General features: G+C 65.7%; 22 protein-coding genes. 16 read left to right on the forward strand and 6 right to left on the reverse strand.

Annotation, left to right across the window (positions count from 1 at the left end):
- Positions 1-762, forward strand: a complete 762-nt coding sequence (rpsE, locus tag AC3WJI_RS08445; RefSeq protein WP_492756810.1) for a 30S ribosomal protein S5 — start codon at positions 1-3, stop codon at positions 760-762.
- A gap of 6 nt (positions 763-768) precedes the next feature.
- Complete coding sequence (rpmD, locus tag AC3WJI_RS08450) at positions 769-948, forward strand: 50S ribosomal protein L30 (protein ID WP_492756811.1); 180 nt, start codon at positions 769-771, stop codon at positions 946-948.
- A gap of 142 nt (positions 949-1,090) precedes the next feature.
- On the opposite strand, the gene AC3WJI_RS08455 is transcribed toward rpmD, so the two are convergent.
- Positions 1,091-2,263, reverse strand: coding sequence for a hypothetical protein (locus AC3WJI_RS08455; RefSeq protein WP_492756812.1), 1,173 nt, complete (start codon positions 2,261-2,263; stop codon positions 1,091-1,093).
- A gap of 304 nt (positions 2,264-2,567) precedes the next feature.
- Here AC3WJI_RS08455 and rplO point away from each other — a divergent pair, with 304 nt between their 5' ends.
- From rplO to AC3WJI_RS08510, 11 genes are all read left to right on the forward strand, one after another.
- Positions 2,568-3,107 (forward strand): 50S ribosomal protein L15, encoded by a 540-nt coding sequence (gene rplO, locus AC3WJI_RS08460; protein WP_492756813.1) that lies wholly within the window; start codon positions 2,568-2,570, stop codon positions 3,105-3,107.
- Between the two features lie 169 nt (positions 3,108-3,276).
- Positions 3,277-4,638, forward strand: a complete 1,362-nt coding sequence (secY, locus tag AC3WJI_RS08465; RefSeq protein ID WP_492756814.1) for a preprotein translocase subunit SecY — start codon at positions 3,277-3,279, stop codon at positions 4,636-4,638.
- A 28-nt stretch (positions 4,639-4,666) separates the two neighbouring features.
- Positions 4,667-5,329: an adenylate kinase gene (locus AC3WJI_RS08470; RefSeq protein WP_492756815.1), complete on the forward strand. Its 663-nt coding sequence runs from the start codon at positions 4,667-4,669 to the stop codon at positions 5,327-5,329.
- 24 nt (positions 5,330-5,353) lie between these two features.
- On the forward strand, positions 5,354-5,584 hold the full coding sequence (locus tag AC3WJI_RS08475; RefSeq protein WP_492756816.1) for a hypothetical protein: 231 nt from the start codon (positions 5,354-5,356) through the stop codon (positions 5,582-5,584).
- A 100-nt stretch (positions 5,585-5,684) separates the two neighbouring features.
- Positions 5,685-5,864: a hypothetical protein gene (locus AC3WJI_RS08480; RefSeq protein ID WP_492756817.1), complete on the forward strand. Its 180-nt coding sequence runs from the start codon at positions 5,685-5,687 to the stop codon at positions 5,862-5,864.
- Between the two features lie 120 nt (positions 5,865-5,984).
- Positions 5,985-6,677 (forward strand): winged helix-turn-helix domain-containing protein, encoded by a 693-nt coding sequence (locus AC3WJI_RS08485; RefSeq protein WP_492756818.1) that lies wholly within the window; start codon positions 5,985-5,987, stop codon positions 6,675-6,677.
- A complete protein-coding gene (locus AC3WJI_RS08490) occupies positions 6,677-8,026 on the forward strand; it encodes a sensor histidine kinase (RefSeq protein ID WP_492756819.1) in 1,350 nt (449 codons plus the stop codon). Before AC3WJI_RS08485 ends, AC3WJI_RS08490 begins: the two co-directional genes overlap by 1 nt.
- 230 nt (positions 8,027-8,256) lie before the next feature.
- The gene (rpsM, locus tag AC3WJI_RS08495) at positions 8,257-8,625 is read left to right on the forward strand and encodes a 30S ribosomal protein S13 (RefSeq protein ID WP_492756820.1); all 369 of its coding nucleotides are present in this window, start codon (positions 8,257-8,259) and stop codon (positions 8,623-8,625) included.
- Between the two features lie 14 nt (positions 8,626-8,639).
- Positions 8,640-9,029, forward strand: a complete 390-nt coding sequence (gene rpsK / locus AC3WJI_RS08500; protein WP_025495450.1) for a 30S ribosomal protein S11 — start codon at positions 8,640-8,642, stop codon at positions 9,027-9,029.
- A 102-nt stretch (positions 9,030-9,131) separates the two neighbouring features.
- The gene (locus tag AC3WJI_RS08505) at positions 9,132-10,202 is read left to right on the forward strand and encodes a DNA-directed RNA polymerase subunit alpha (protein ID WP_492756821.1); all 1,071 of its coding nucleotides are present in this window, start codon (positions 9,132-9,134) and stop codon (positions 10,200-10,202) included.
- 494 nt (positions 10,203-10,696) lie between these two features.
- Positions 10,697-12,949 carry a TonB-dependent receptor gene (locus tag AC3WJI_RS08510; protein ID WP_492756822.1) on the forward strand — a complete coding sequence of 751 codons (2,253 nt, stop codon included), beginning with the start codon at positions 10,697-10,699 and terminating at the stop codon, positions 12,947-12,949.
- An 81-nt stretch (positions 12,950-13,030) separates the two neighbouring features.
- Here AC3WJI_RS08510 and AC3WJI_RS08515 read toward each other — a convergent pair whose 3' ends face one another.
- Positions 13,031-13,681 (reverse strand): TetR/AcrR family transcriptional regulator, encoded by a 651-nt coding sequence (locus tag AC3WJI_RS08515; RefSeq protein WP_492756823.1) that lies wholly within the window; start codon positions 13,679-13,681, stop codon positions 13,031-13,033.
- 97 nt (positions 13,682-13,778) lie between these two features.
- Here AC3WJI_RS08515 and AC3WJI_RS08520 point away from each other — a divergent pair, with 97 nt between their 5' ends.
- Together AC3WJI_RS08520 and rplQ are read left to right on the forward strand one after the other, a co-directional pair.
- The gene (locus tag AC3WJI_RS08520) at positions 13,779-14,444 is read left to right on the forward strand and encodes an O-methyltransferase (protein WP_492756824.1); all 666 of its coding nucleotides are present in this window, start codon (positions 13,779-13,781) and stop codon (positions 14,442-14,444) included.
- A 151-nt stretch (positions 14,445-14,595) separates the two neighbouring features.
- On the forward strand, positions 14,596-15,018 hold the full coding sequence (gene rplQ, locus AC3WJI_RS08525) for a 50S ribosomal protein L17 (RefSeq protein WP_492756825.1): 423 nt from the start codon (positions 14,596-14,598) through the stop codon (positions 15,016-15,018).
- A 68-nt stretch (positions 15,019-15,086) separates the two neighbouring features.
- On the opposite strand, the gene AC3WJI_RS08530 is transcribed toward rplQ, so the two are convergent.
- Positions 15,087-15,860, reverse strand: coding sequence for a hypothetical protein (locus AC3WJI_RS08530; RefSeq protein ID WP_492756826.1), 774 nt, complete (start codon positions 15,858-15,860; stop codon positions 15,087-15,089).
- Between the two features lie 208 nt (positions 15,861-16,068).
- Here AC3WJI_RS08530 and AC3WJI_RS08535 point away from each other — a divergent pair, with 208 nt between their 5' ends.
- Positions 16,069-18,210, forward strand: a complete 2,142-nt coding sequence (locus AC3WJI_RS08535; protein ID WP_492756827.1) for a prolyl oligopeptidase family serine peptidase — start codon at positions 16,069-16,071, stop codon at positions 18,208-18,210.
- Positions 18,211-18,269: 59 nt separating this feature from the next.
- Here AC3WJI_RS08535 and AC3WJI_RS08540 read toward each other — a convergent pair whose 3' ends face one another.
- The 3 genes from AC3WJI_RS08540 to AC3WJI_RS08550 all read right to left on the reverse strand — a co-directional run bounded on the left by AC3WJI_RS08540 (position 18,270) and on the right by AC3WJI_RS08550 (position 20,752).
- A complete protein-coding gene (locus tag AC3WJI_RS08540) occupies positions 18,270-18,539 on the reverse strand; it encodes a hypothetical protein (protein ID WP_492756828.1) in 270 nt (89 codons plus the stop codon).
- Positions 18,540-18,726: 187 nt separating this feature from the next.
- Positions 18,727-19,167 carry a hypothetical protein gene (locus AC3WJI_RS08545; protein ID WP_492756829.1) on the reverse strand — a complete coding sequence of 147 codons (441 nt, stop codon included), beginning with the start codon at positions 19,165-19,167 and terminating at the stop codon, positions 18,727-18,729.
- A 91-nt stretch (positions 19,168-19,258) separates the two neighbouring features.
- Entirely contained in the window at positions 19,259-20,752 is a 1,494-nt protein-coding gene (locus tag AC3WJI_RS08550) for a porin (RefSeq protein ID WP_492756830.1), read from the reverse strand.
- Positions 20,753-20,812 lie beyond the last annotated feature (60 nt).

Consider the following 20,812-nt stretch of genomic DNA (forward strand, 5'->3'; position numbering starts at 1 on the left):
ATGGCTGACGAGAACAACACGCCGGAAGGCGCTCCCGTCGAGGCCGGCGCTCCGGCGCAGGACGGCGGCTATCAGGGCGGCGGTCGCGGTCGCGGCGGTCCCGGCGGCGGCGGCGGTGGCCGTGGCCGTGGCGGCCCGGGCGGCGGTCGTGACGGCGGTCGCGGTGGCCGTGACGGCGGCCGTGGCGGTCGCGACAATCGCGGCGGCCCGCGCGGCGCGCAGGACGATGGCGGCGAAGAGCTGATCGAAAAGCTCGTCCACATCAACCGCGTCTCGAAGACCGTGAAGGGCGGCAAGCGCTTCGGCTTCGCGGCACTCGTCGTCGTCGGCGACGGCAAGGGCCGGGTCGGCTTCGGTCATGGCAAGGCGCGCGAAGTGCCGGAAGCCATCTCGAAGGCGACCGCTTCGGCGAAGAAGGCAATGGTCCGCGTTCCCCTGAAGGAAGGCCGCACCCTGCATCATGACGGCAACGGCCACTTCGGTGCCGGCCGCGTGACGGTGCGTACCGCGCCTGCGGGTACCGGCATCATCGCGGGTGGCCCGATGCGCGCCATCTTCGAGAGCCTGGGCGTCGCCGACGTCGTCACCAAGTCGGTCGGCACATCGAACCCCTACAACATGATCCGCGCCACCTTCGAAGCGCTCGGCGAGCAGACCTCGCCCAAGAGCGTTGCGCAGCGTCGCGGCAAGAAGATCGCCGACCTGCTCGGCCGTGGCGGTTCGTCGACCGCCGAGGCCGACGCGGCCGCGATCGCGGAGTAATCGATCATGGCAACCATCAAGATCAAGCAGACCGGTTCGCCGATCCGCCGCGAGAAGGACCAGCGCGCGACGCTGATCGGCCTCGGTCTCAACAAGATGCACAAGGTCTCGGAGCTGCAGGACAGCCCCGAGGTCCGCGGCATGATCCGCAAGGTGCAGCATATGGTCGAGGTCGTCGAGGGCTGAGCCTTCGCGTACTTCGCATGCGAAAACAGGGAAGGGGCGGTAGGGAACTACCGCCCCTTTTCGTTTGCGCGGTGAGCAGCGGAAAGCCGGTAGCACGCGCACCGCGTTCCCGAGTGCCGCTGCTACGGTATCGGACGCCACATCAGGCGAACAATGCGGGAATCGCGGTTTTCAATCGCGCGATGCCCGCCTCCCAGCGGCCGCTGTCGACCGGTCGTTCCATGCGCGAGAAAATCTGGGCGGCGCTGATGTCGGTCGCGCCGGCATCGAAGACGTTGTTCGCCATATAGTATGCGAACCACAAACGCGCGTCTTCCGCCGATGGAGATTCCGCGTTGCCCGCGATGACGGCTGTCAGGAAACGATCAAAATCGAAGTAGCTTTTCAGCCACGCACCGCTCTCGAAGCGCGTCTGCCGCAGCATCGGCTTTCCGAAAAAGGCGCCGAGCGCAAAGGTTTTCGAATCCCCCAGGATCATGCCGTCCGCGTGCTTCGCCAGGGTCAGCGTTGCGGGTCGGCCGCCTACGATCGGCGGCGCGAGAACAACATTCTTCAGCTCGGAGATCGTAGCGAGGAGGGACGCGCTGTCGACGTGACGATCGTTCTCGGGATGATTGGTGATTACCAGGGTGAAGGCGGTGCCTACGCGCTCAGCCAGTTCGGCAACCAGCCGATGGTTGGGCCTGGTCCGGGCGCTGTGCATCGTGAAGAAATTGTCGTGATGCTCGTATTCCAGCGGAGCCAGCAGCATCGGCCGATCCGTTGGGATGCCGCATCGGACAAACACCTTCTCACGCTCGCCTGGCCGTATCGCGTGTTCTTCACGGAGGCGCGCCCAGGCAGGGGCGATCATCTCCGTCAATTTTTCGCGCGCATCGGTCGAAAGTGGAGGCAGCAGGCCTTGGTCAAGCGGACGATCCTCGAAGACCACCCAGTTCGTCGGATTGGCGAAGGGCTCGATCCGCCCTTCCATGATGAGCTTTACCGTCCCAGGAAAGGCTTGGATCGTCTCATAGTCCGCGCTGCGACAAAGCACGTAATCGGGCGCGAGATCGCGCACCCAGGCGATGATGTCGTCTTTCGACTCGGGTATCGTGCGCGTGCTTGGATGATCCTCGCCGTCCATGATGCACCAATGGATGTCGGGCAGGTCGACGCAGCGTTCGAGTTCGCGCGGGCTGATGCCGGTGCCCTGCCAAGGGGCGGGTGCCAGCACATAGATCTCGCATTCCTCGGCAAGGGCTCGCATCATCGGTTCGACGATATGGTCAAACCACCAGCGGGTGATGACCGGGAGGTAGAAGAGGACTTTCATCACGCCTGCGCGCGGCCTTCGTCGTTAGCAACCCGGATTTCGGGCCTGGACTGAGCGGGTAGGGCGGCACGATGCGACACTGGAACTCCAAGGGCTGGCGGTACCCAGTTCACTATAGGCCAGCCATGCCTAGCCGCCTTGCATAGAAGCGAAAAAGCGGGGCCTGTGCAATTTGGGACGGACGAGACGTCCTCGTCTCGGTTGCGTAGTCGAGCCAACATAAGGGGTGACAAATCCCGATCCCGCCGCTATGCGCCCCGCTTCCTTTCCATCAGCGCGACAAAAGCGAAAGCGAGTGCACACCATGAAACTGAACGATCTCCGCGACAATGCAGGTGCCCGTCCCTCCAAGATCCGCGTCGGACGCGGCATCGGTTCGGGCAAGGGCAAGACCGGCGGCCGCGGCGTTAAGGGCCAGAAGAGCCGTGAAGGCGTCTCGATCAACGGCTTCGAGGGCGGTCAGATGCCGCTCCACATGCGCATCCCGAAGCGCGGCTTCAACAACATCTTCGCTAAGGACTATGCCGAGGTGAACCTCGGTGCGATCCAGAAGGCAGTCGATTCGGGCAAGCTGACCGCGACCGACATCACGCAGGCCGAGCTCAACGCAGCGGGCCTGACTCGCGGCGGCAAGGACGGTGTCCGCCTCCTCGCCAAGGGCGAGCTGACTGCGAAGCTCAACTTCACCGTTGCTGGTGCGTCGAAGTCGGCGCGCGAGGCGGTCGAGAAGGCCGGCGGCTCGATCACGATCCCCGAAATCGTCCCGGCGCACGAGAAGCATGCAGCCAAGCACCGCTCGGTGCAGAAGGTGATTGCCGCCAAAAAGGCCGGCAAGCAGGGCTGATTCCAAGCTGTCCCCCGGCGAACGCCGGGGTCCAGCATCGGGCCGCTCGCAACTGGGCCCCGGCCTGCGCCGGGGAACAAGATTGTCCTCCAGACTGGACAACCTATATGAGCGGCGGGGGGCGGCGAACGCTCATCCGCCGCTTTTGTTTCCGGGACGATAAACGAACATGGCATCCGCAGCCGATCAACTCGCCTCCAGCATCAACTTGTCGAAGTTCGGCAAGGCGACCGAACTCAAGAAGCGCCTGTGGTTCACCCTCGGCGCGCTGATCGTGTTCCGGCTGCTCAGCTATGTGCCGCTTCCCGGCGTCGACCCTACCCAGCTCAACCTGCTCGCGCAGCAGACCTCGGGCGGCGTGCTCGATTTCTTCAACAACTTCACCGGCGGCGCGCTCAACCGCATGTCGGTCGTCGCGCTCGGCGTGATGCCGTACATCACCGCCTCGATCGTGGTGCAGCTCGCGACCTCGCTGTCGCCGCAGCTCAACGCGATCAAGAAGGAAGGCGAGAGCGGCCGCAAGCGCCTCAACCAGTACACCCGCTATGGCACCGTCGCACTCACCGCGGTCCAGGGCTATTTCATCGCTGTCGGGCTCGAGAGCTTCGGCGCGAGCTCGGGGCTTCAGGCCGTCATCGAGCCGGGCCTGCTGTTCCGCATCGGCGCGGTGATCAGCCTGGTCGGCGGCACCCTGTTCCTGATGTGGCTGGGTGAGCAGATCACCAGCCGCGGCGTCGGCAACGGCATCTCGCTGATCATCATGGCGGGCATCGTCGCGCGCCTGCCGACCACGCTCGTCCAGCTGTTCGAGAGCGGCCGCACCGGCACGATCGATCCGCTGCGCCTGATTCTGATCCTCGTCGGCGTCGCCGCGCTGGTGCTGTTCATCTGCTTCATGGAGCGTTCGCAGCGCCGAATCCTGATCCAGTATCCCAAGCGCCAGACCGCGCGCGGCGTCCAGGCCGAGCGCAGCCATCTGCCGCTCAAGCTCAACACCGCCGGCGTGATCCCGCCGATCTTCGCCTCGTCGCTGCTGCTGCTGCCGCTGACGATCACGCAGTTCGCCGGCAACATGACCGCGGGCGAGAGCGCGTGGGGCGATTTCGTGATCAACCTCAACACCTGGCTGCGCCACGGTTCGCCGCTGTACATGTCGCTCTATGCGGCGGGCATCATCTTCTTCTCGTTCTTCTACACCGCCGTGGTGTTCAATCCGGAAGAGACCGCGGACAATCTCAAGCGCTATGGCGGGTTCATCCCCGGCATCCGCCCGGGCAAGAACACCGAGACCTATTTCGATTACGTGCTGACCCGCATCACCGTGATCGGCGCGGCCTATCTGACGATCATCTGCCTGGTTCCCGAATGGGCGTTCTCGGCGATGAGCATTCCGTTCGTGATGGGCGGCACTAGCCTTCTGATCGTGGTCAACGTAACGATGGACACGGTTACGCAGATCCAGTCGCACTTGCTGGCGCACCAGTATGGCGATCTGATCAAGAAGGCGAAGCTGAAGGGCCGCATGCGCTGAGCGCGCAGCTTGGGACGGGGATTACCGCGTGAATATCATCCTGTTGGGCCCTCCGGGTGCGGGCAAGGGCACCCAGGCGAGCCGCCTCGAGGCGGAGCGGGGCATGGTCCAGCTCTCGACCGGCGACATGCTGCGCGCCGCGGTCAAGGCCGGCACCCCCACCGGGGTCAAGGCCAAGGCGGTGATGGAGGCGGGCGAGCTCGTCTCCGACGAAATCGTCTCGGGGATCATCGGCGAGCGGCTCGACATGGCCGACACCCAGAAGGGCGCGATCTTCGACGGCTATCCACGCACGGCAGCGCAAGCTGAATCGCTCGATAGCCTGCTGTCCGAACGCGGCCGCAAGCTCGACTACGTCATCGAGCTCCAGGTCGACGAAGATGCGCTGGTCGAGCGCATCACCGGCCGCTTCACCTGCGCGCAGTGCGGCACCGGCTATCACGACCGCTTCAAGCAGCCCAAGGTCGAGGGAACCTGCGACGTCTGCGGTGCCCACGAGTTCAAGCGCCGCCCCGACGACAATGCCGAGACGGTGCGCACCCGCATGGCGGAATATCGCGCCAAGACCGCGCCGATCCTGCCCTTCTACGAAGCGCGCGGACTGGTCCGGCGCGTCGACGGCATGGCCGACATGGACGAAGTCGGCGCGCAGATCGCCGCGGTCTTGGACGGGCAAGACGCTACGGCGTAACGGCATGAGGTAAGGAGCGGCGGCATGGCCAAGGCGAGCGAGATCGTTCCGACCAAGTCGACTGCAGAGGACGCGTCCACGCCGCTCGCCATCCCCCAGCGCGCTGCCGCCCGGCTCCGCTTCGGGGAGCGCTTCGCCGCAACGGCAGAAGTCGAAGTCACGCCTACCGGCATGCTCGCGATCGGCGGGATGGTCGGCGCGATCCTGCTTGGCAGCGCCGCAGTGGTCCTGGCGGCGAAGCGCCGGCGTTCATGACGAAATCTTCATGCCGGCGTCACCACCGTGTGAATCGTCTAGCGGTAGGAAGAGTGCAGGGCCGGTAGATCGCCGGCTCCTTCTTCCACGGAGGATTTCGATGAAGCTTTCCCGCACCCTGCTCCCGATCGCCGCAGTCGCGATGCTCGCAGCGCCGACGATCGCCAGCGCCGCTGCCGCGCCGGCCGCCAAGCACCACAAGGTTGCCAAGCATCACAAGGCTGCGAAGCCGGCCAAGACCGTCAAGACCACCGAGACGACGGTCAAGAAGACCAAGTAAGCCCTTACGCCAAACCCGGTGCCATGCCCTGACATCGGCGTTTACGGCCGGCGGAAGACCCCCTCTTCCCGCCGGCCGTTCTGCGTTTTAGGGTCCAGACCCTGGACCGGACGACCGCACATGACCCGCAAGATCCTCCTAGTCGAAGATGATTCCGCCGCAGCCGGCTATGTCGCCAAGGGGCTGCACGAGGCGGGCTTTGCCGTGGAGACGTGCGGCGACGGCCGCGACGGCCTGTTCCTCGCGTCCGAGGGCATTTTCGACCTGGTGATCGCGGATCGCATGCTCCCCGGCCTCGACGGCCTGGCGATGCTCGGTGCGCTGCGCGCGGCGAACATCCGCACGCCCGTGCTGATCCTCTCGGCACTCGCCACCGTCGACGACAGGGTCAAGGGCCTGCACGCCGGCGCCGACGATTATCTGACCAAGCCCTTCTCTTTCGCCGAACTGCTCGCGCGGGTGGAGGCGCTGCTGCGCCGCGCCGACGGGGCGGCTGCCGAGCCGCAGGTCACGCGGCTGACCGTCGGCGATCTCGAAATCGACTTGCTGGCACGCAGCGTCGCGCGCCAGGGCCGCGCGATCGCGATCGGCGGGCGCGAATTCAACCTGCTCGAATTCCTCGCCCGCCATGCCGGGCAGGTCGTCACGCGCACGATGATGCTCGAGAAGATCTGGAACTATCATTTCGATCCGGGCTCGAACGTCGTCGATGTCCATATCGGCCGGCTGCGGCGCAAGCTTGAGGAAGGGTTCGACGCGCCGATACTCCATACCGTGCGCGGCGCCGGCTATCGCCTGTCGCTCGACGGCTGATGCGAATCTCGATCACCGCGCGGCTGGCGCTGCTCGCGGTCCTGCTGTCGCTGGTCACCAGCCTCGCGCTCGCCGGCTTGATCTGGCAGCAGACGCATGACGACGCGATCGAGGCGCTCCGCCGCGACACCGCGCAACAGACCGACGCCTTTGCCGCGGTCTACCGTTCGGGCGGCGTACAGGCACTCACCCAGTCGATCGCCGACGCGCAGGCCGATGACGATTCGCTGGTGGCGATGCTGGTCGATCGCGACGGCGTGCGCAGACTGGGCGTCGGCCCGGATCGGCTCGCTTTCGCGCCATCGCCCGAGGCGTTCCACATCGAGACCCTGGGAACCAGCGGCGATTGGGCACGGCAGGAGGCGGGCATCTCGATCCGCCCGCTCGGCCGCGCGTGGCTGGTCAGCGGCCGGCTGCTCGACGATTGGGAGCGGACGCAGCGCAATATCGAGCGCGCGCTGCTGCTCGCGATCCTGCTGTCGCTGGTTCTCGGCGTCGGCGCGGGCTTCGTCCTCACGCGCTACGTCACACGGCGCCTCGACGGGATCGCCGGGGCCGTCGACGCCGTCGCCGCCGGGGATCTCACGCGCCGGGTCGGCAGCGCGGGCGGCGGCGACGCCTTCGATCGGCTCGCCTCGCGCATCGACGGCATGCTCGACCGGATCGACCGGCTGATGGCCGAATTGCGCGTGGTGACCGATTCGATCGCGCACGATCTGCGCTCGCCGATCGCCCGTCTGCGCGCTCGCGCCGAGGCCGCAGCCACGGCGACTCAGCCGCGCCAGCGCGAAGTCGCTCTCGCCGGGCTGATCGCGGAGACCGACCTGGTGATGCGTATGCTCGCGGTGCTGCTCGAGATCAGCCGGTCCGAAGCCGTGCCCCGCGACGCGCTGATGCCGCACGATCCCGCCGCTTTGATCGAGGAGATCGGCGATCTCTACGCCCCGGTCGCCGAAGAGGCCGGTCTGGGCTTCGAGGTCGCCTTGCCGACGGGCCCGGCGCCGCAGGTGAAGCTGCACCGCGAATTGCTGTCGCAGGCGCTCGCCAATCTGATCGACAATGCACTGCGCCATGCGGGGGCAGGGGGCGGCATGAAGCTGTCGCTCGAGCTCTCGGCGGGCGAGCTCCGTTTCATCGTCGCCGATCGCGGCCCGGGCATTCCCGAGGCCGACCGCGCACAGGCGCTCAGCCGCTTCGGCCGGCTCGATTCGGCTCGCAGCCTGCCGGGGGCGGGGCTGGGGCTCGCCTTGGTCGAATCGGTCGCGCGGCTCCATGGCGGACGGCTGGAGCTGGGCGACAACGCTCCGGGACTGGTCGCGACGATCGCGATTCCGGTTCAGGGAAGTTGACGGCCCCGGCTTGGCGCGCGCGCAACGTTCGTGTATGCACTCGGTTCCGGCGAGAACGCCCGCAGCGCTTGACAGCGCCCTTGCGGCTGCATATGTCGCCCATCTTCCGAAACACCGGTTGCACGGCTGCGCTCCTCTGCGCACGCTGCGCCACTGCATTTTCGGATCAACGCGAAGAGATGGGGTGCAGGCTGCCATGCGGCGCCCCGTGGAGCTGGGAGAATAAATCCATGGCACGTATTGCGGGTGTAAACATCCCGACCAACAAGCGCGTGGTTATCGCGCTGCAGTATATTCACGGCATCGGCCAGGCCAAGGCCAAGGAAATCACCGAGCAGCTCGGCATCACGCCCGAGCGCCGCGTGCAGGACCTCACCGATCAGGAAGTCCTCCAAATCCGCGAGGCGATCGACGCCGGCTACACCGTGGAAGGCGATCTGCGTCGCGAAGTCGCGATGAACATCAAGCGTCTGATGGACCTGGCCTGCTATCGCGGCCTGCGCCATCGCAAGGGGCTCCCCGTCCGTGGCCAGCGCACGCACACCAACGCGCGCACCCGCAAGGGCAAGGCCAAGCCCATCGCCGGCAAGAAGAAGTAAGGGAGCGCTGACCAATGGCACGTGAACCGCAGCGCATTCGCCGTCGCGAACGCAAGAACATCACCGCCGGCGTCGCCCATGTGAACGCCAGCTTCAACAACACGATGATCACCATCACCGACGCGCAGGGCAACGCCATTTCGTGGTCGTCGGCCGGCATGATGGGCTTCAAGGGCTCGCGCAAGTCGACCCCGTACGCCGCCCAGGTCGCCGCCGAAGACGCGGGCCGCAAGGCTGCCGAGCACGGCGTCCGCACCCTCGAGGTCGAGGTCAAGGGCCCCGGGTCCGGCCGCGAGTCCGCGCTCCGCGCGCTCCAGGCGGTCGGGTTCCAGATCACCTCGATCCGCGACGTGACTTCGATCCCGCACAACGGCGTGCGCCCGTCGAAGCGCCGCCGCGTCTGATTTGCACTTCTGCCCGGTTTACGGGCCCCGGGGGCGGGGTCCGGGCCGGGCAGCAATATCCTGGCAGGAACCGCCCCGTCCTGCCCAACATGAGGAAAGCCCGTGTCGGTGAACCCTAAGAACTGGCAGGAACTCAAGAAGCCCAACGGCCTGGAAAAGAAGGCCGGTGGCGACCCCAAGCGCAAGTCGACTTTCGTCGCCGAGCCGCTCGAGCGCGGCTTCGGTCTCACGCTCGGCAACGCGCTGCGCCGGGTATTGCTGTCGTCGCTCCAGGGCGCGGCGGTCACGTCGATCAAGATCGAGAACGTTCTCCACGAATTCTCGAGCCTCGCCGGCGTGCGCGAGGACGTCACCGACATCGTCCTCAACGTCAAGCAGATCGCGATTCGCATGCAGGGCGAAGGCCCCAAGCGGCTTCAGCTCTCGGCGACCGGTCCGGCCGAAGTCAAGGCGGGCGACATCGCCGTCTCGGGCGACATCGAAGTGATGAACCCCGATCTGGTGATCTGCCATCTCGACGACGGCGCGACGCTCAATATGGAGCTGACCGCCGACACCGGTAAGGGCTATGTCCCGGCCCAGGCGAACCGTCCTGCCGACGCGCCGATCGGTCTGATCCCGGTCGACGCCCTGTACAGCCCGGTCCGCCAGGTGTCGTACAAGGTCGAGAATACTCGCGTCGGCCAGGAGCTCGATTACGACAAGCTCACCCTGACGGTCGAGACCGACGGCACGATCACTCCGGAAGACGGTGTCGCGTATGCGGCGCGCATCCTCCAGGATCAGCTCGCTTTGTTCGTCCACTTCGACGACAGCGCAGTGACTCGCTCGGCACCGATCGGCATGGCGGCGCCTGCCGCGGCCGAGGGTGGCGTTGCATCGGGCGACACCGCACAGATCAATCGTTACCTGCTCAAGAAGGTCGACGAGCTCGAACTGTCGGTGCGTTCGGCGAACTGCCTCAAGAACGACAACATCATCTATATCGGCGACCTGGTCCAGAAGACCGAAGCCGAGATGCTGCGTACGCCGAACTTCGGCCGCAAGTCCTTGAACGAGATCAAGGAAGTGCTCTCGTCGATGGGTCTCCGGCTGGGCATGGAAATCCCCGGCTGGCCGCCTGAGAACATCGAAGAGATGGCCAAGAAGCTCGAGCAGGAAATCATGGGCTGAGCGCAGGCAAATAGCGCACGCTATTTGCTGGCTCGGCGATCAGCCCGGCCGGCGTCGCGACAGCGACGACCGATGCCGCGTCGAATTCCGGAGCGAAGAAATGAGAAGGGCCGTCCCGTGAGGGGCGGCCCTTTCTTCTGTCGGCTCGATCGCGCAAGGCGGCACGGCCGATACGCAGTGATGAGGGCGCGCATTCTTGGAAGAAAACGGCTGCGATCAGTACCTTGGCAGTCCTGGGCCCAAACGGGGTCGCACCTTGGAGACTATTGTATTCGGCCGGTTCGCGCTGCTCGATAGCGACAGGCTAACGGAAAGTTACTGCACCGAACCTTGTGGCTAAACTGCAACAAGATGCAAACATTTGGACGGCTCGAACACCCGCCTCCGTCGAGCCACCTATAACTCAGGCAGCAGGGTACTGCGGGGTTTATGGGGAAGATTTCATGAAGCGGTTTGATACTTCGGTTTGTTTGGGTGCGCTCGCCGTGGCTTTTATGGCAAGTTCGCAGGCACATGCGCAGACTGGCGACACCATTGCGGTCGCAGCGGCGACTTCACCGGCGGTCGCCGAAACGACGGCGGCGCCTGCCGCTGCCGATCCGGTGCAGGATGAAGGCGAGATCGTCGTCACCACCACCGCGCAGAAGCGCTTCGAAAACGTCCAGAACGTCCCCCTCGCGGTTCAGGTGGTCACGCCGAGCCAGCTCGAGGCGCAGGGCGTCCGCCACTTCCAGGATCTCGGCAAGATCGCGCCGTCGCTGACCGTGCGTCCGGCGGAGCATCCGGTTAACGCCAACGTGTCGCTGCGCGGCGTCGGCACCTTCGCCTTCGGCATCGGCGTCGAGCCGAGTGTCGCGGTCACGGTCGACGGTGCGGCGCTTGCTTTCCAGGCGCGCGCCTTCACCGATCTCCCCGACGTGGCGCAGATCGAAGTGCTGCGCGGCCCGCAGAGCACCTTGTACGGCAAGGCGGCGTCGGCCGGCCTGATCAAGATCATGACGATCCAGCCGACCGACACGCTGCACGTGCGCGCCAACACGGTCGCCACCACCGATGACGAATATGGCGCCAATTTCAGCATCACCGGCCCGATCAGCAAGACGCTCGGCTTCGTCGTCTCGGCCGGCTACAACAATTGGGCGGGCAATGTCCGCAACGTCGTCACCGACAAGAAGGTCAATGGCCGCGAGACGCTCAACAGCCGCGCCAAGCTGCGCTGGAAGGCTACGCCCGACCTGACCTTCACGCTGTCGGGCAACTACATGAACGGCAACACCACCGTTGGCCGCCCCTTCATTCGCATGGCCTCCAACGCGCTGCTGCGCAACCAGGCTGGGCTGACCCCTGCGGTAGCGCTCCCCGGCGTGACGATCGACGCGGATAATCAGGAAATCGCCAACGACTATCGCTCGCGCACCAAATATTGGGGCTGGGGCACGTTGCTGCGCAGCGAAGCCAATATCGGCAAGCTCAACATCCTGTCGCTGACTTCGTACGATCGCTTCCGTCTCGACGATTATCTGGATCACGACGACACGGCGGCACCCAGCGCGTTCGGCCGGAACACGCAGATCGGCGCGTTCAAGTCGCGGCTCTTCACCGAGGAGCTTCGCGTGCTCTCGCCGGGCGACGAGGCGTTCCGCTATGCCCTCGGCGTCTACTACGCCAATGTCGCGTTCGAGCGTCCGTTCAACCGCGGTCCGGCCTTCTCGGTTGCCAGCTGGGACGCGACCTCGGGGTCGCGCCAGATCGCCGGCTTCGCCCAGATCGACTGGGAATTCGTGCCGAAGCTGACCGCGACCGCGGGCGGGCGCGTGCAGAACGAAGCGATCAAGTACACCTTCCGCGACAATGTCGCGAAGACCAGCTACGCCGGCGATGCCGACGACAGCACCGCCACCTATCGCCTGGGCCTCAGCTATCAGGCGACGCCGGACATCATGCTCTTCGGCAGCTATACGACCGGCTATAAGGGCCAGACTTACGATCTGACGACGGGCTTCAACACCAATCGTGCGGCCGCTGGTCCGATCCGGCCGGAAACGTCGCGCGACAAGGAGTTCGGTATCCGTACCCAGCTCTTCGACCGGCATGCGACGTTCAACGTCACCTATTTCGACACCGACTACACCGACCTCCAGGCCCAGTCGATCGAGACGCTGGCGGACGGCACCTCGAACTTCCGCCTCACCAATGTCGGCGGGCTCAACACCAAGGGGCTCGAGTTTGAAGTGGCCGGGCGAGTCACGCGCGACTTCAGCTTCAACGGCGCGGCGACCTATCTCGATGCCACCTACACCTCGTTCCCGGTCGCGCAGTGCTACGCGCTGCAGACCGCCGCGCAGGGCTGCACGGGCTCGCCCGCCAGCCAGAACCTGACCGGTACGCGTGCGGTGCAGTCGCCGAAGTGGAAGGCATCGGTCGCGGCCGAATATGCGCCGTCGCTGAGCGACAAGCTCAACGGCCTCGTCCAGGCGAGCTGGCAGTATCAGTCGAGCCTCTACTTCGTCGCGCGCGATCCCGAGACCTTCCAGCCCGGGTTCAGCGTGTTCAATCTCTCGGTCGGCGTGCGCGATCATGACCGCCGCTGGGAAGCGACTGCGTTCGTCAACAACGTGTTCGACAAGCAATATTATCAGTCGCTGGTGAACTCGGCCGGCAATTTCGGCAACCACATCGCCACTCAGGCGCTGCTGCCGCGCGACTATCGCCGCTATGGCGGGGTCCGGGTCGGCGTGAACTTCTGACCTCGAACAGGAGGGGGGCGGGACCTGGTCTCGCCCCTCTTTTCAATGCGTTCATGCCGCCAGGAACGGCGGTCTGCTCGACTATGGGCTGCGGCCTCCAGGGCATGCCATCAGGTGCTCGAGATAGGCGCAGAGCATATCTGCCAGCGCCTCCGACCAAGCGAAGATTTCCGCGTCGGTGCGCGGCGTCTCCGAATAGTTGCTGCCTACCTCGCTGAGCGTGCGCTTGATCAGGTCGCCGGCGAGGGTCCGCGCGTCGGCGGGGACGTGCGGCAGCGCTTCGCTCAGGAAGTGGCGATAGATCTGCGCGTTCGCCGCCTTGGCCTCTATCGCCTCGGGGGCGTCGCGATAGAGTGGCGCCGCGTCGTTCAGCGCTAGACGGATCGCCGCCTCCTCGCATTCGGACTGGATGAAGGCGTGCACCAGCCGGCGCAGCCGGGCGAGGGCGGGTGTCGCTTGGTCCTCGAGTATGCTGCGCAGCAGCGCCGAAGTGCGCTGCCACTCGTCGCTCTGTAGCCGGAACAGGATCGCCGCCTTGTTGGGGAAATATTGGTAGAGCGAGCCGACGCTCACGCCGGCGCGCTCGGCGACTCGCGCCGTAGTGAAACGCTGCGCGCCTTCCTTCGTCAAAACCTGAACAGCCGCGTCGAGGACCGCCTCGACGAGCTGGCTCGAGCGTGCTTGCTGGGGGTGTTTGCGCGAGGCGATACGGGTGCTGCGAGGGGCGGTCATACGAGCTCCCGGCCAATGCGAATAGCCAAAGCTGACGAACTAGTCGTATTTTCCGGACAGGCAAGCAAGTCCCTGCATGCCGACGGAGAAAACCCACATGACCACGCTTTCCAGCGCCCCCGTGGCGCCCCTGCTCGCGCGCCTGTTCGCCGAGTCCGATGCCAACCCGCCGGCGCGGAGCCCCGCCTTTGCGGGCACTACCGCGGAGGACCATCGCCGGATGATGCGCAGCAAGACCGATTATCGCGATTTCTATGCCAGCCTCAGCGAGTTCGCGCTGCCGGTGTCGCCTGAGGTCGGCCGGCTGCTCTACATGCTGGCGCGCGCCGTCCGCGCGACCTCGATCGTCGAGTTCGGCACTTCGTTCGGGTTGTCGACGCTCCATCTGGCGGCGGCGCTGCGAGACAATGGCGGCGGCCGGCTGATCACCAGTGAGTTCGAGCCCGCCAAGCTAGTGCGCGCCGAGGCCAATCTCGCCGAGGGCGGCCTCGCCGACCTAGTCGACTTTCGCGAAGGCGACGCGCTCGAGACGCTGGCGGTCGACCTGCCCGATTCGATCGACCTGGTGCTGCTCGACGGTGCCAAGGCGCTCTATTCGGACATCCTCGACCGGGTCGAGAGCCGCTTGCGCCCGGGCGCGATCCTGATCGCCGACAATGCCGATTATTGTCCGGAATATCTGGAGCGCGTCGGCAACGTCGCGAATGGGTATATGTCGATGCCGTTTAGCGACGAAGTGGAACTGTCGATCCGGCTGGGGTGATGCCGCGCATGACCGGATTCTCTTGACTCCTGCGCGCGGATCGGGTTGAGGGCTGCGCTTCACGACATGTGACGGTTTTGGGCGGCGGCCGATCGACGCCGCCTGGTCCGGGGTACCTGATACGGCCCCCGAACGAACGAAGGAATGACACATGCGCCATCGCGTAGGCGGCCGTAAGCTTCAGCGTACCTCGGCTCACCGTACCGCTCTGTTCCGCAACATGAGCGCCGCACTCATCAAGCACGAGCAGATCACCACCACGCTCGCCAAGGCGAAGGAGCTTCGCCCCTATGTCGAGAAGCTGGTCACGCTCGCCAAGAAGGGTGGTCTTTCGAACCGCCGTCTCGCGCATGCGCGCCTTCTCGACGATGCCCAGCTGGTCAAGCTGTTCGACGTGCTCGCAGCGCGCTACGCCGACCGCAACGGCGGCTATACCCGCGTGATCAAGGCCGGCATCCGCGCCTCGGACGCGTCGCCGATGGCGATCATCGAGTTCGTCGACCGCGACGTCTCGGCTAAGGGCCAGGATTCGGGCCCGGTCTATAACGACGAGGATTTCGACGAAGCCGCCTGATCGGCACGTCGATCCAGAAAAAGGGCGGTCGCACTCCGGTGCGGCCGCCCTTTTCCTTTGCGCGGCGATCAGGAGCCGGGCGGGCAGCCCGGGTCGTACGCCTGGACCGCGACACCGCCCGAAGCATAGGCGTTGACGTTGGCGGTGTAGCCCACGCCGCCGAAATCCATGCCGACGCTGGTCCGGTCGGCGAGCGAGGCGTGCATGTTCGAGCCCACCATCTCGACTGCGGCGCTGCCCGCGATCGCGCCGGCCTGGACATTGGTCGACACGCCCATGCCGAGCGAGACGCCCGGAGTGGAGGGCGCCGCCGCGGTCGCCTGGCGGCCGACCGAGGTGTTGACCGAGCCGCCGATCCCGGCGCCGACCTCGAGACCCACCGCGGCACCGACCACGCCGCTGCTCGGATCGAGCGACACGCCGACATTCGCGCCGCCACCCCAACCGAGATAGCCGCTGACGCCGACGTTGAAGCCGATCGTCGGCATGCTGCATACCCAGCTGGGCTCGACCGGGGCCTTGGCCGCGGCGAGCTCCTCGATCGACGGCATGCTGGTGAGCGCCTCGGCAAGCGAAGGCGTGGCGGCGAGCGTGTCGAGCGGCGAAGGGGTCGTCGCCAGCGCTTCGAGCGGGGAGGGCGTCGCGGCGAGCGCCTCGATCGGCGATGGCGTCGCCGTGAGCGATTCGAGCGAAGAGGGCGGGTTGGCTAGCGCGTCGATCGCACTGGGAGCCTGGGTTGCCGCTGTGACCGCGGCTTGGGCATTCGCTGCGGCCTGCGCTGCTGCTGCTTGGGTTGCCGCGTCGTTCGCCCCCGCGCCGGCGCCACTCGCACTATCCACCATGTTCGTCTCCAATCGGTTGCGCCGGGGCACGTGGGAACATGCGGGGAAAACGGCCATAAGCGGATCGATTACGATCGAAGACGGAACCCCGGCCCGGGCTCGGCATATGTGTCCGGATCGCCGCGGTTGACATGCAAAAGGCCGTGACAAGCGACGCGCGAGGCGGATAGCACGGCCGCTTCACTCCCGACCGCCCAGAGGTTCCCAGATGCGCCGAGCCCTGCTTTCTTTGCCGCTCCTGTTCGCCACCCCCGTATTCGCTCAGACTTCGCCGGAGACCCAAGTGACCAAGCCGACCTACCCGCAAACCCGCCGCGTCGATGTCGTCGAGGAGCAATTCGGGGTGAAGGTCGCCGATCCGTATCGCTGGCTCGAGAACGACGTGCGGAACGACAAGGAGGTCGCCGACTGGGTCGCCGCCGAGAACAAGGTGACCGACGCCTATCTCGCGACCTTGCCGGGCCGCCAGCTGTTCCACGACCGGATCAAGACGCTGTTCAATTATGAGCGCTTCGGCGCGCCGGTGAAGAAGGGCGGGCGCTATTTCTACGCGCATAACGAGGGGCTGCAGAACCAGGCGGTATTATGGGTGCGCGACAGCCTGAACGGAGCGGGACGCGTGCTGATCGATCCCAATGGCTGGTCGAAGGACGGCGCCACCGCGCTTGCCGAATGGCTGCCCTCGGAGAATGGCAAGCTGCTCGCCTATTCGATCCAGGACGGCGGGACCGACTGGCGGACAATCAAGGTAATTGACGTCGCCACTGGCAGGGAGACCGGCGATGAAGTGAGCTGGGCCAAGTTCACGATGGGGCTTAGCTGGGCCAAGGACGGCAGCGGCTTCTTCTACTCGCGCTATCCCGAGCCGCCCGCCGACGCCAAGTTCCAGGCGCTCAACGAGAACCACAAGGTCTATTTCCACAAGCTCGGCACGCCGCAATCGGCCGACCGGCTGGTCTATGAGACCCCCGATCATCCGAGCCAGAGCCATTATGCCGGGATCACCGACGACGGCCGCTATCTGTTCATCGGCACCACCGAGGGCACCGACAACAAGAACCTCGTCCATATCGTCGATCTGGCCGACCCTAAGTGGCACGCCAAGACGATCATCGGCGCGCTCGAGAACGACTGGAGTCCGATCGGCAACAAGGGCAGCGTCTTCTATTTCTCGACCAACGCCGGCGCGCCGCGCGACCGCATCGTCTCGATCGACATCGCCGATCCCGCGCTGACGCCGAAGCAGATCGTCGCCGAGCAGAAGGAGACGCTGGCGGGTGCGTCGATCGTCGGCGACCGGCTGATCCTCAACTATATGGTCGACGCCAAGACCGAAGTGCGCCGCTACAAGCTCGACGGCACCGCCGACGGCAAGGTGACGCTGCCCGGCATCGGCACCGCGAGCGGCTTCGGCGGCGAGATCGACGATCCCGAGACCTTCTTCGCCTTCACCAGCTTCAACTATCCGACGACGATCTTCCGCTACGACGTCGCCACCGGCAAGGCGACGCCCTGGGCGCAGCCCAAGGTTGCGTTCGACCCGAGCCAGTACAAGGTCGAGCAGCGCTTCTTCGCGTCGAGGGACGGCACCCGCGTGCCGATGTTCGTCGTCCGCAAGGCGACCACCACCGGCCCGGCGCCGACTTTGCTATGGGGCTATGGCGGGTTCAACGTGCCGTACACGCCGAGCTTCTCGGCGGCGCGGGTGGCGTGGATGGAGCAGGGCGGCGTCTTCGTCCTCGCCAACATCCGCGGCGGCGGCGAATATGGCAAGGCGTGGCACGATGGCGGCCGGCTCGCCAACAAGCAGAACGTGTTCGACGATTTCATCGCGGCGGGCGAATATCTGATCAAGCAAGGCATCACCGGCAAGGACCAGCTGGCGATCCAGGGCGGATCGAACGGCGGCCTGCTGATCGGGGCGGTGGTCAACCAGCGGCCGGACCTGTTCGCCGCGGCGCTGCCCGCGGTCGGCGTGATGGACATGCTGCGCTTCGACCGCTGGACCGCGGGACGCTATTGGGTCGACGATTACGGCTACCCGTCGAAGGAAGCCGATTTCAAGCGGCTCTACGCCTATTCGCCCTACCACAATATTCGGGGTGGGCGCGCCTATCCGGCGATCCTGGTGACCACCGCCGACACCGACGACCGCGTCGTGCCGGGCCACAGCTTCAAATATACTGCGGCGCTGCAGGCGGCGGACATCGGCGACAAGCCGCACCTCGCACGCATCGAGACCCGCGCCGGCCACGGCTCGGGCAAGCCGACCGACAAGGTGATCGAGGAGGCCGCCGACCTCTATGCCTTCGCGGCAAGGTGGACCGGGCTGGAGGTCAAGCCGCGCTGACGGCGCCAGGGCGGGGGCAGCGAGCTATAGGCCAAATTCCTCACCGCCCGCGGTCTCCGTCAGCGGAGAAGATCACGGATGCGAGGCATCAGGGGCGGCTCCGCATCGGCAGCGGCCTTGCCCCGAATGGCTTTGATGAGTGCCACCCCGATGGTCACGACCGCGGCAGAGACAGTCCAGTAGCCTTGGAGAGTGAAGTCTCCGGTCGAATAGGCCGTCCAGGTCGTCATTACCGATCCCCCGACGGCCACGACGGCAGTCAGCAGCGCCATGAGCAGCACGTTCATGTTGTGGGATATGAGGAGCTTGAGAACAGCGAGACACTTCATTTGAACCTCCATTGTTGGAGACTCTATGGTCCCGCGGCATCGGTATCTGAGTCCAGCGAGCAAAGCCGATCGTCGAATATAATATATCTGATTGGACTTTTGGGACATTTTCTGATCTATGCTGACCTTGCAGGATGGAGCCGGTCTCTCCGGGATCGACTTTCCGCAATTTCAGCATCGGGGCCGGTCAGTCCTCCTCCTCGACCCAGAAGATGAAGGCATTCTCGCGGTCGAAGCCGATGACGCCGCAGTCGAAGGTCGCCGAGGTCAGCGAGTTCCAGCCGAGCGGCGCGCCGGGCTTCCACTGCCCATTGCTCAGGAAGGTCGCGTCGGGCGCCAGATCATCGAGCGCTGCGCGTGCCGCTTGTACGGCTTTCCTGGAGGGGGATGGCTCGCCATAAGCGAGGCTGGTCGTTCCGGCCACGGCGAGCACGCGCGCGGCTTCCACCTTGTCGAGGATGGTCATGCGGTCGCCTGTGAGTGGATCGTCGGCGGTGCTCGGCAATCCGACCTGTTTCGCGATTGCGCTGGCGAGATGGGCATAGGCGACCGCGGGGCGCGTACCAATCCACCAGCACCCGTGGGACTGTGCCGCGAACCCGCGAAGAAGCGCCTCGAGCGTCTGCATAGGGCAAGTAGAGTGAAAAGGTGGAGTGCCTGCAATGGGAGATCGCGGCCGCCGCCTCTGTAGAAGCGACGGCCGCGATTCTTGGCGAATTTTAGAAGGTGACGCCGAAGCCGGCAGTCACGGTCTGGCCGCTGTCCTTGCCGGTATAGGCGCCGGTGCGGTTGTTGGTGTTCCAGTGGATGAGGTTCAGCTGGAGACGGATGATGCTGTCGAGATACCAATTGACGCCGGCGGTCGCCGCGCTGCCCTGGCCCACGGTGGGCAGGCCCGAATAGTCGATATTCTCGTAGCGCGCGGTGAGTTCGATCGCGCCCGGGCCGCCGTCGAACACCGGGTGCAGCACGCGCGGCTGGGCGAAGGTGCCGAGACGCGGGTTGTATGGCGGCAGATCGCCGGTGAGGAACCAGCCAGTCGACAGGCTCCAGGCCTTGGTCTCGAGATCGGGACGGCCGGCGTTGAGCCGCGCCTCACGGCGGCCGGCTTCGCCCATCACCCAGAACGGGCCGGCATAACCGCCGACTTCAGCGCCGTAACCGGTCGTGCCGGTGCCGCCGGTCAGCGTGCCGGTCGACACGCGCAGCGCGCCGTTGAAGCGGCCGCCGATCACGGTGTTGCGGGTCAGCGTGCCCGGGCTCTTCGACGCCAAGGCCTCGTCAAAGCCCCACAGGCCCAGGTGCACCATCGCGCGATCGGTCCTGTACGGGTTCCAGTGAACGCGGCCCAGCACGCTGCGGCTGTCGCTGATGGTCTGGCTCGCATCGACGGCATCGCCGCTGATCGTGATCGAGGCGTGACCCGTCTTCCAGAAGATGCGCGGCATCAGCGCGATGCCGTAGAAGCCGCGCTGCGGAATGATCGAGGTCGCGACGACGTTGCGCTCGAGGAACGGCGGGGCGTCCGAACCGCTCGAGCCTTCGAAGCTGCGGTCGTTGAACATGTTGCCGAAGCGAACGTCGTACGAGATGTCGCCGACGGTGTCGCGCCAGCCGACGAACATCGTGCCGACGTCGGAGGTGTTGTCGGCGAAGTCGTTCTCGAATTGGTAGAAGAAGTGCGGGCCGACCGCGCCTTCGATTCCGATGCGCAGCGCGCGGGCGCCGGTGGTGGTGATGTTACGGCCTTCATAGTCCGAGCCGAAGGTCGTGCTGACATGATTGATGATGCGGCCGCGCACCTTGAACATGTACTTGCCGTCGGCCGAACGGAAGGTCGGCGCACCGCCGCGCCACTCGGTGGTGACGTTGGCGGGGTTCATCGCGGCGCGCGCCTGCGCGACGTCCTGGTCGGCGGGGCCGGGCGGGACGATCTGCGGCGCGAACGAGTCCTGGACACTTTCTTCGCTGGCGATGCCGCCGCGCTGAGCGGTCGCGACCTGCGTCGGCACGGTGGTGACGGCGCTGGCGGGGGCAGCCGGACGCGTCCCCTCGAGCTTGTCGAGCCGCGCGCGCAGCGCGGCGAGCTCTTCCGACTGCGCCTTGAGCAGCGCGATGAGTTCGGCCTGGTCGTTGGGGGTGGTTTGCGCGGATGCGGGTGTCGCGAGCGCGACCGCCATCAGGCCCGCGCCCGAGAGAAGCATGTTTTTCATCGATTTGCCCTGTGATTTTTTTTGAGACCCGTGATCACCACGCAGTCGTGGTCATCATAG

Source organism: Sphingomonas sp. FW306-1B-B10E, assembly GCF_058782005.1.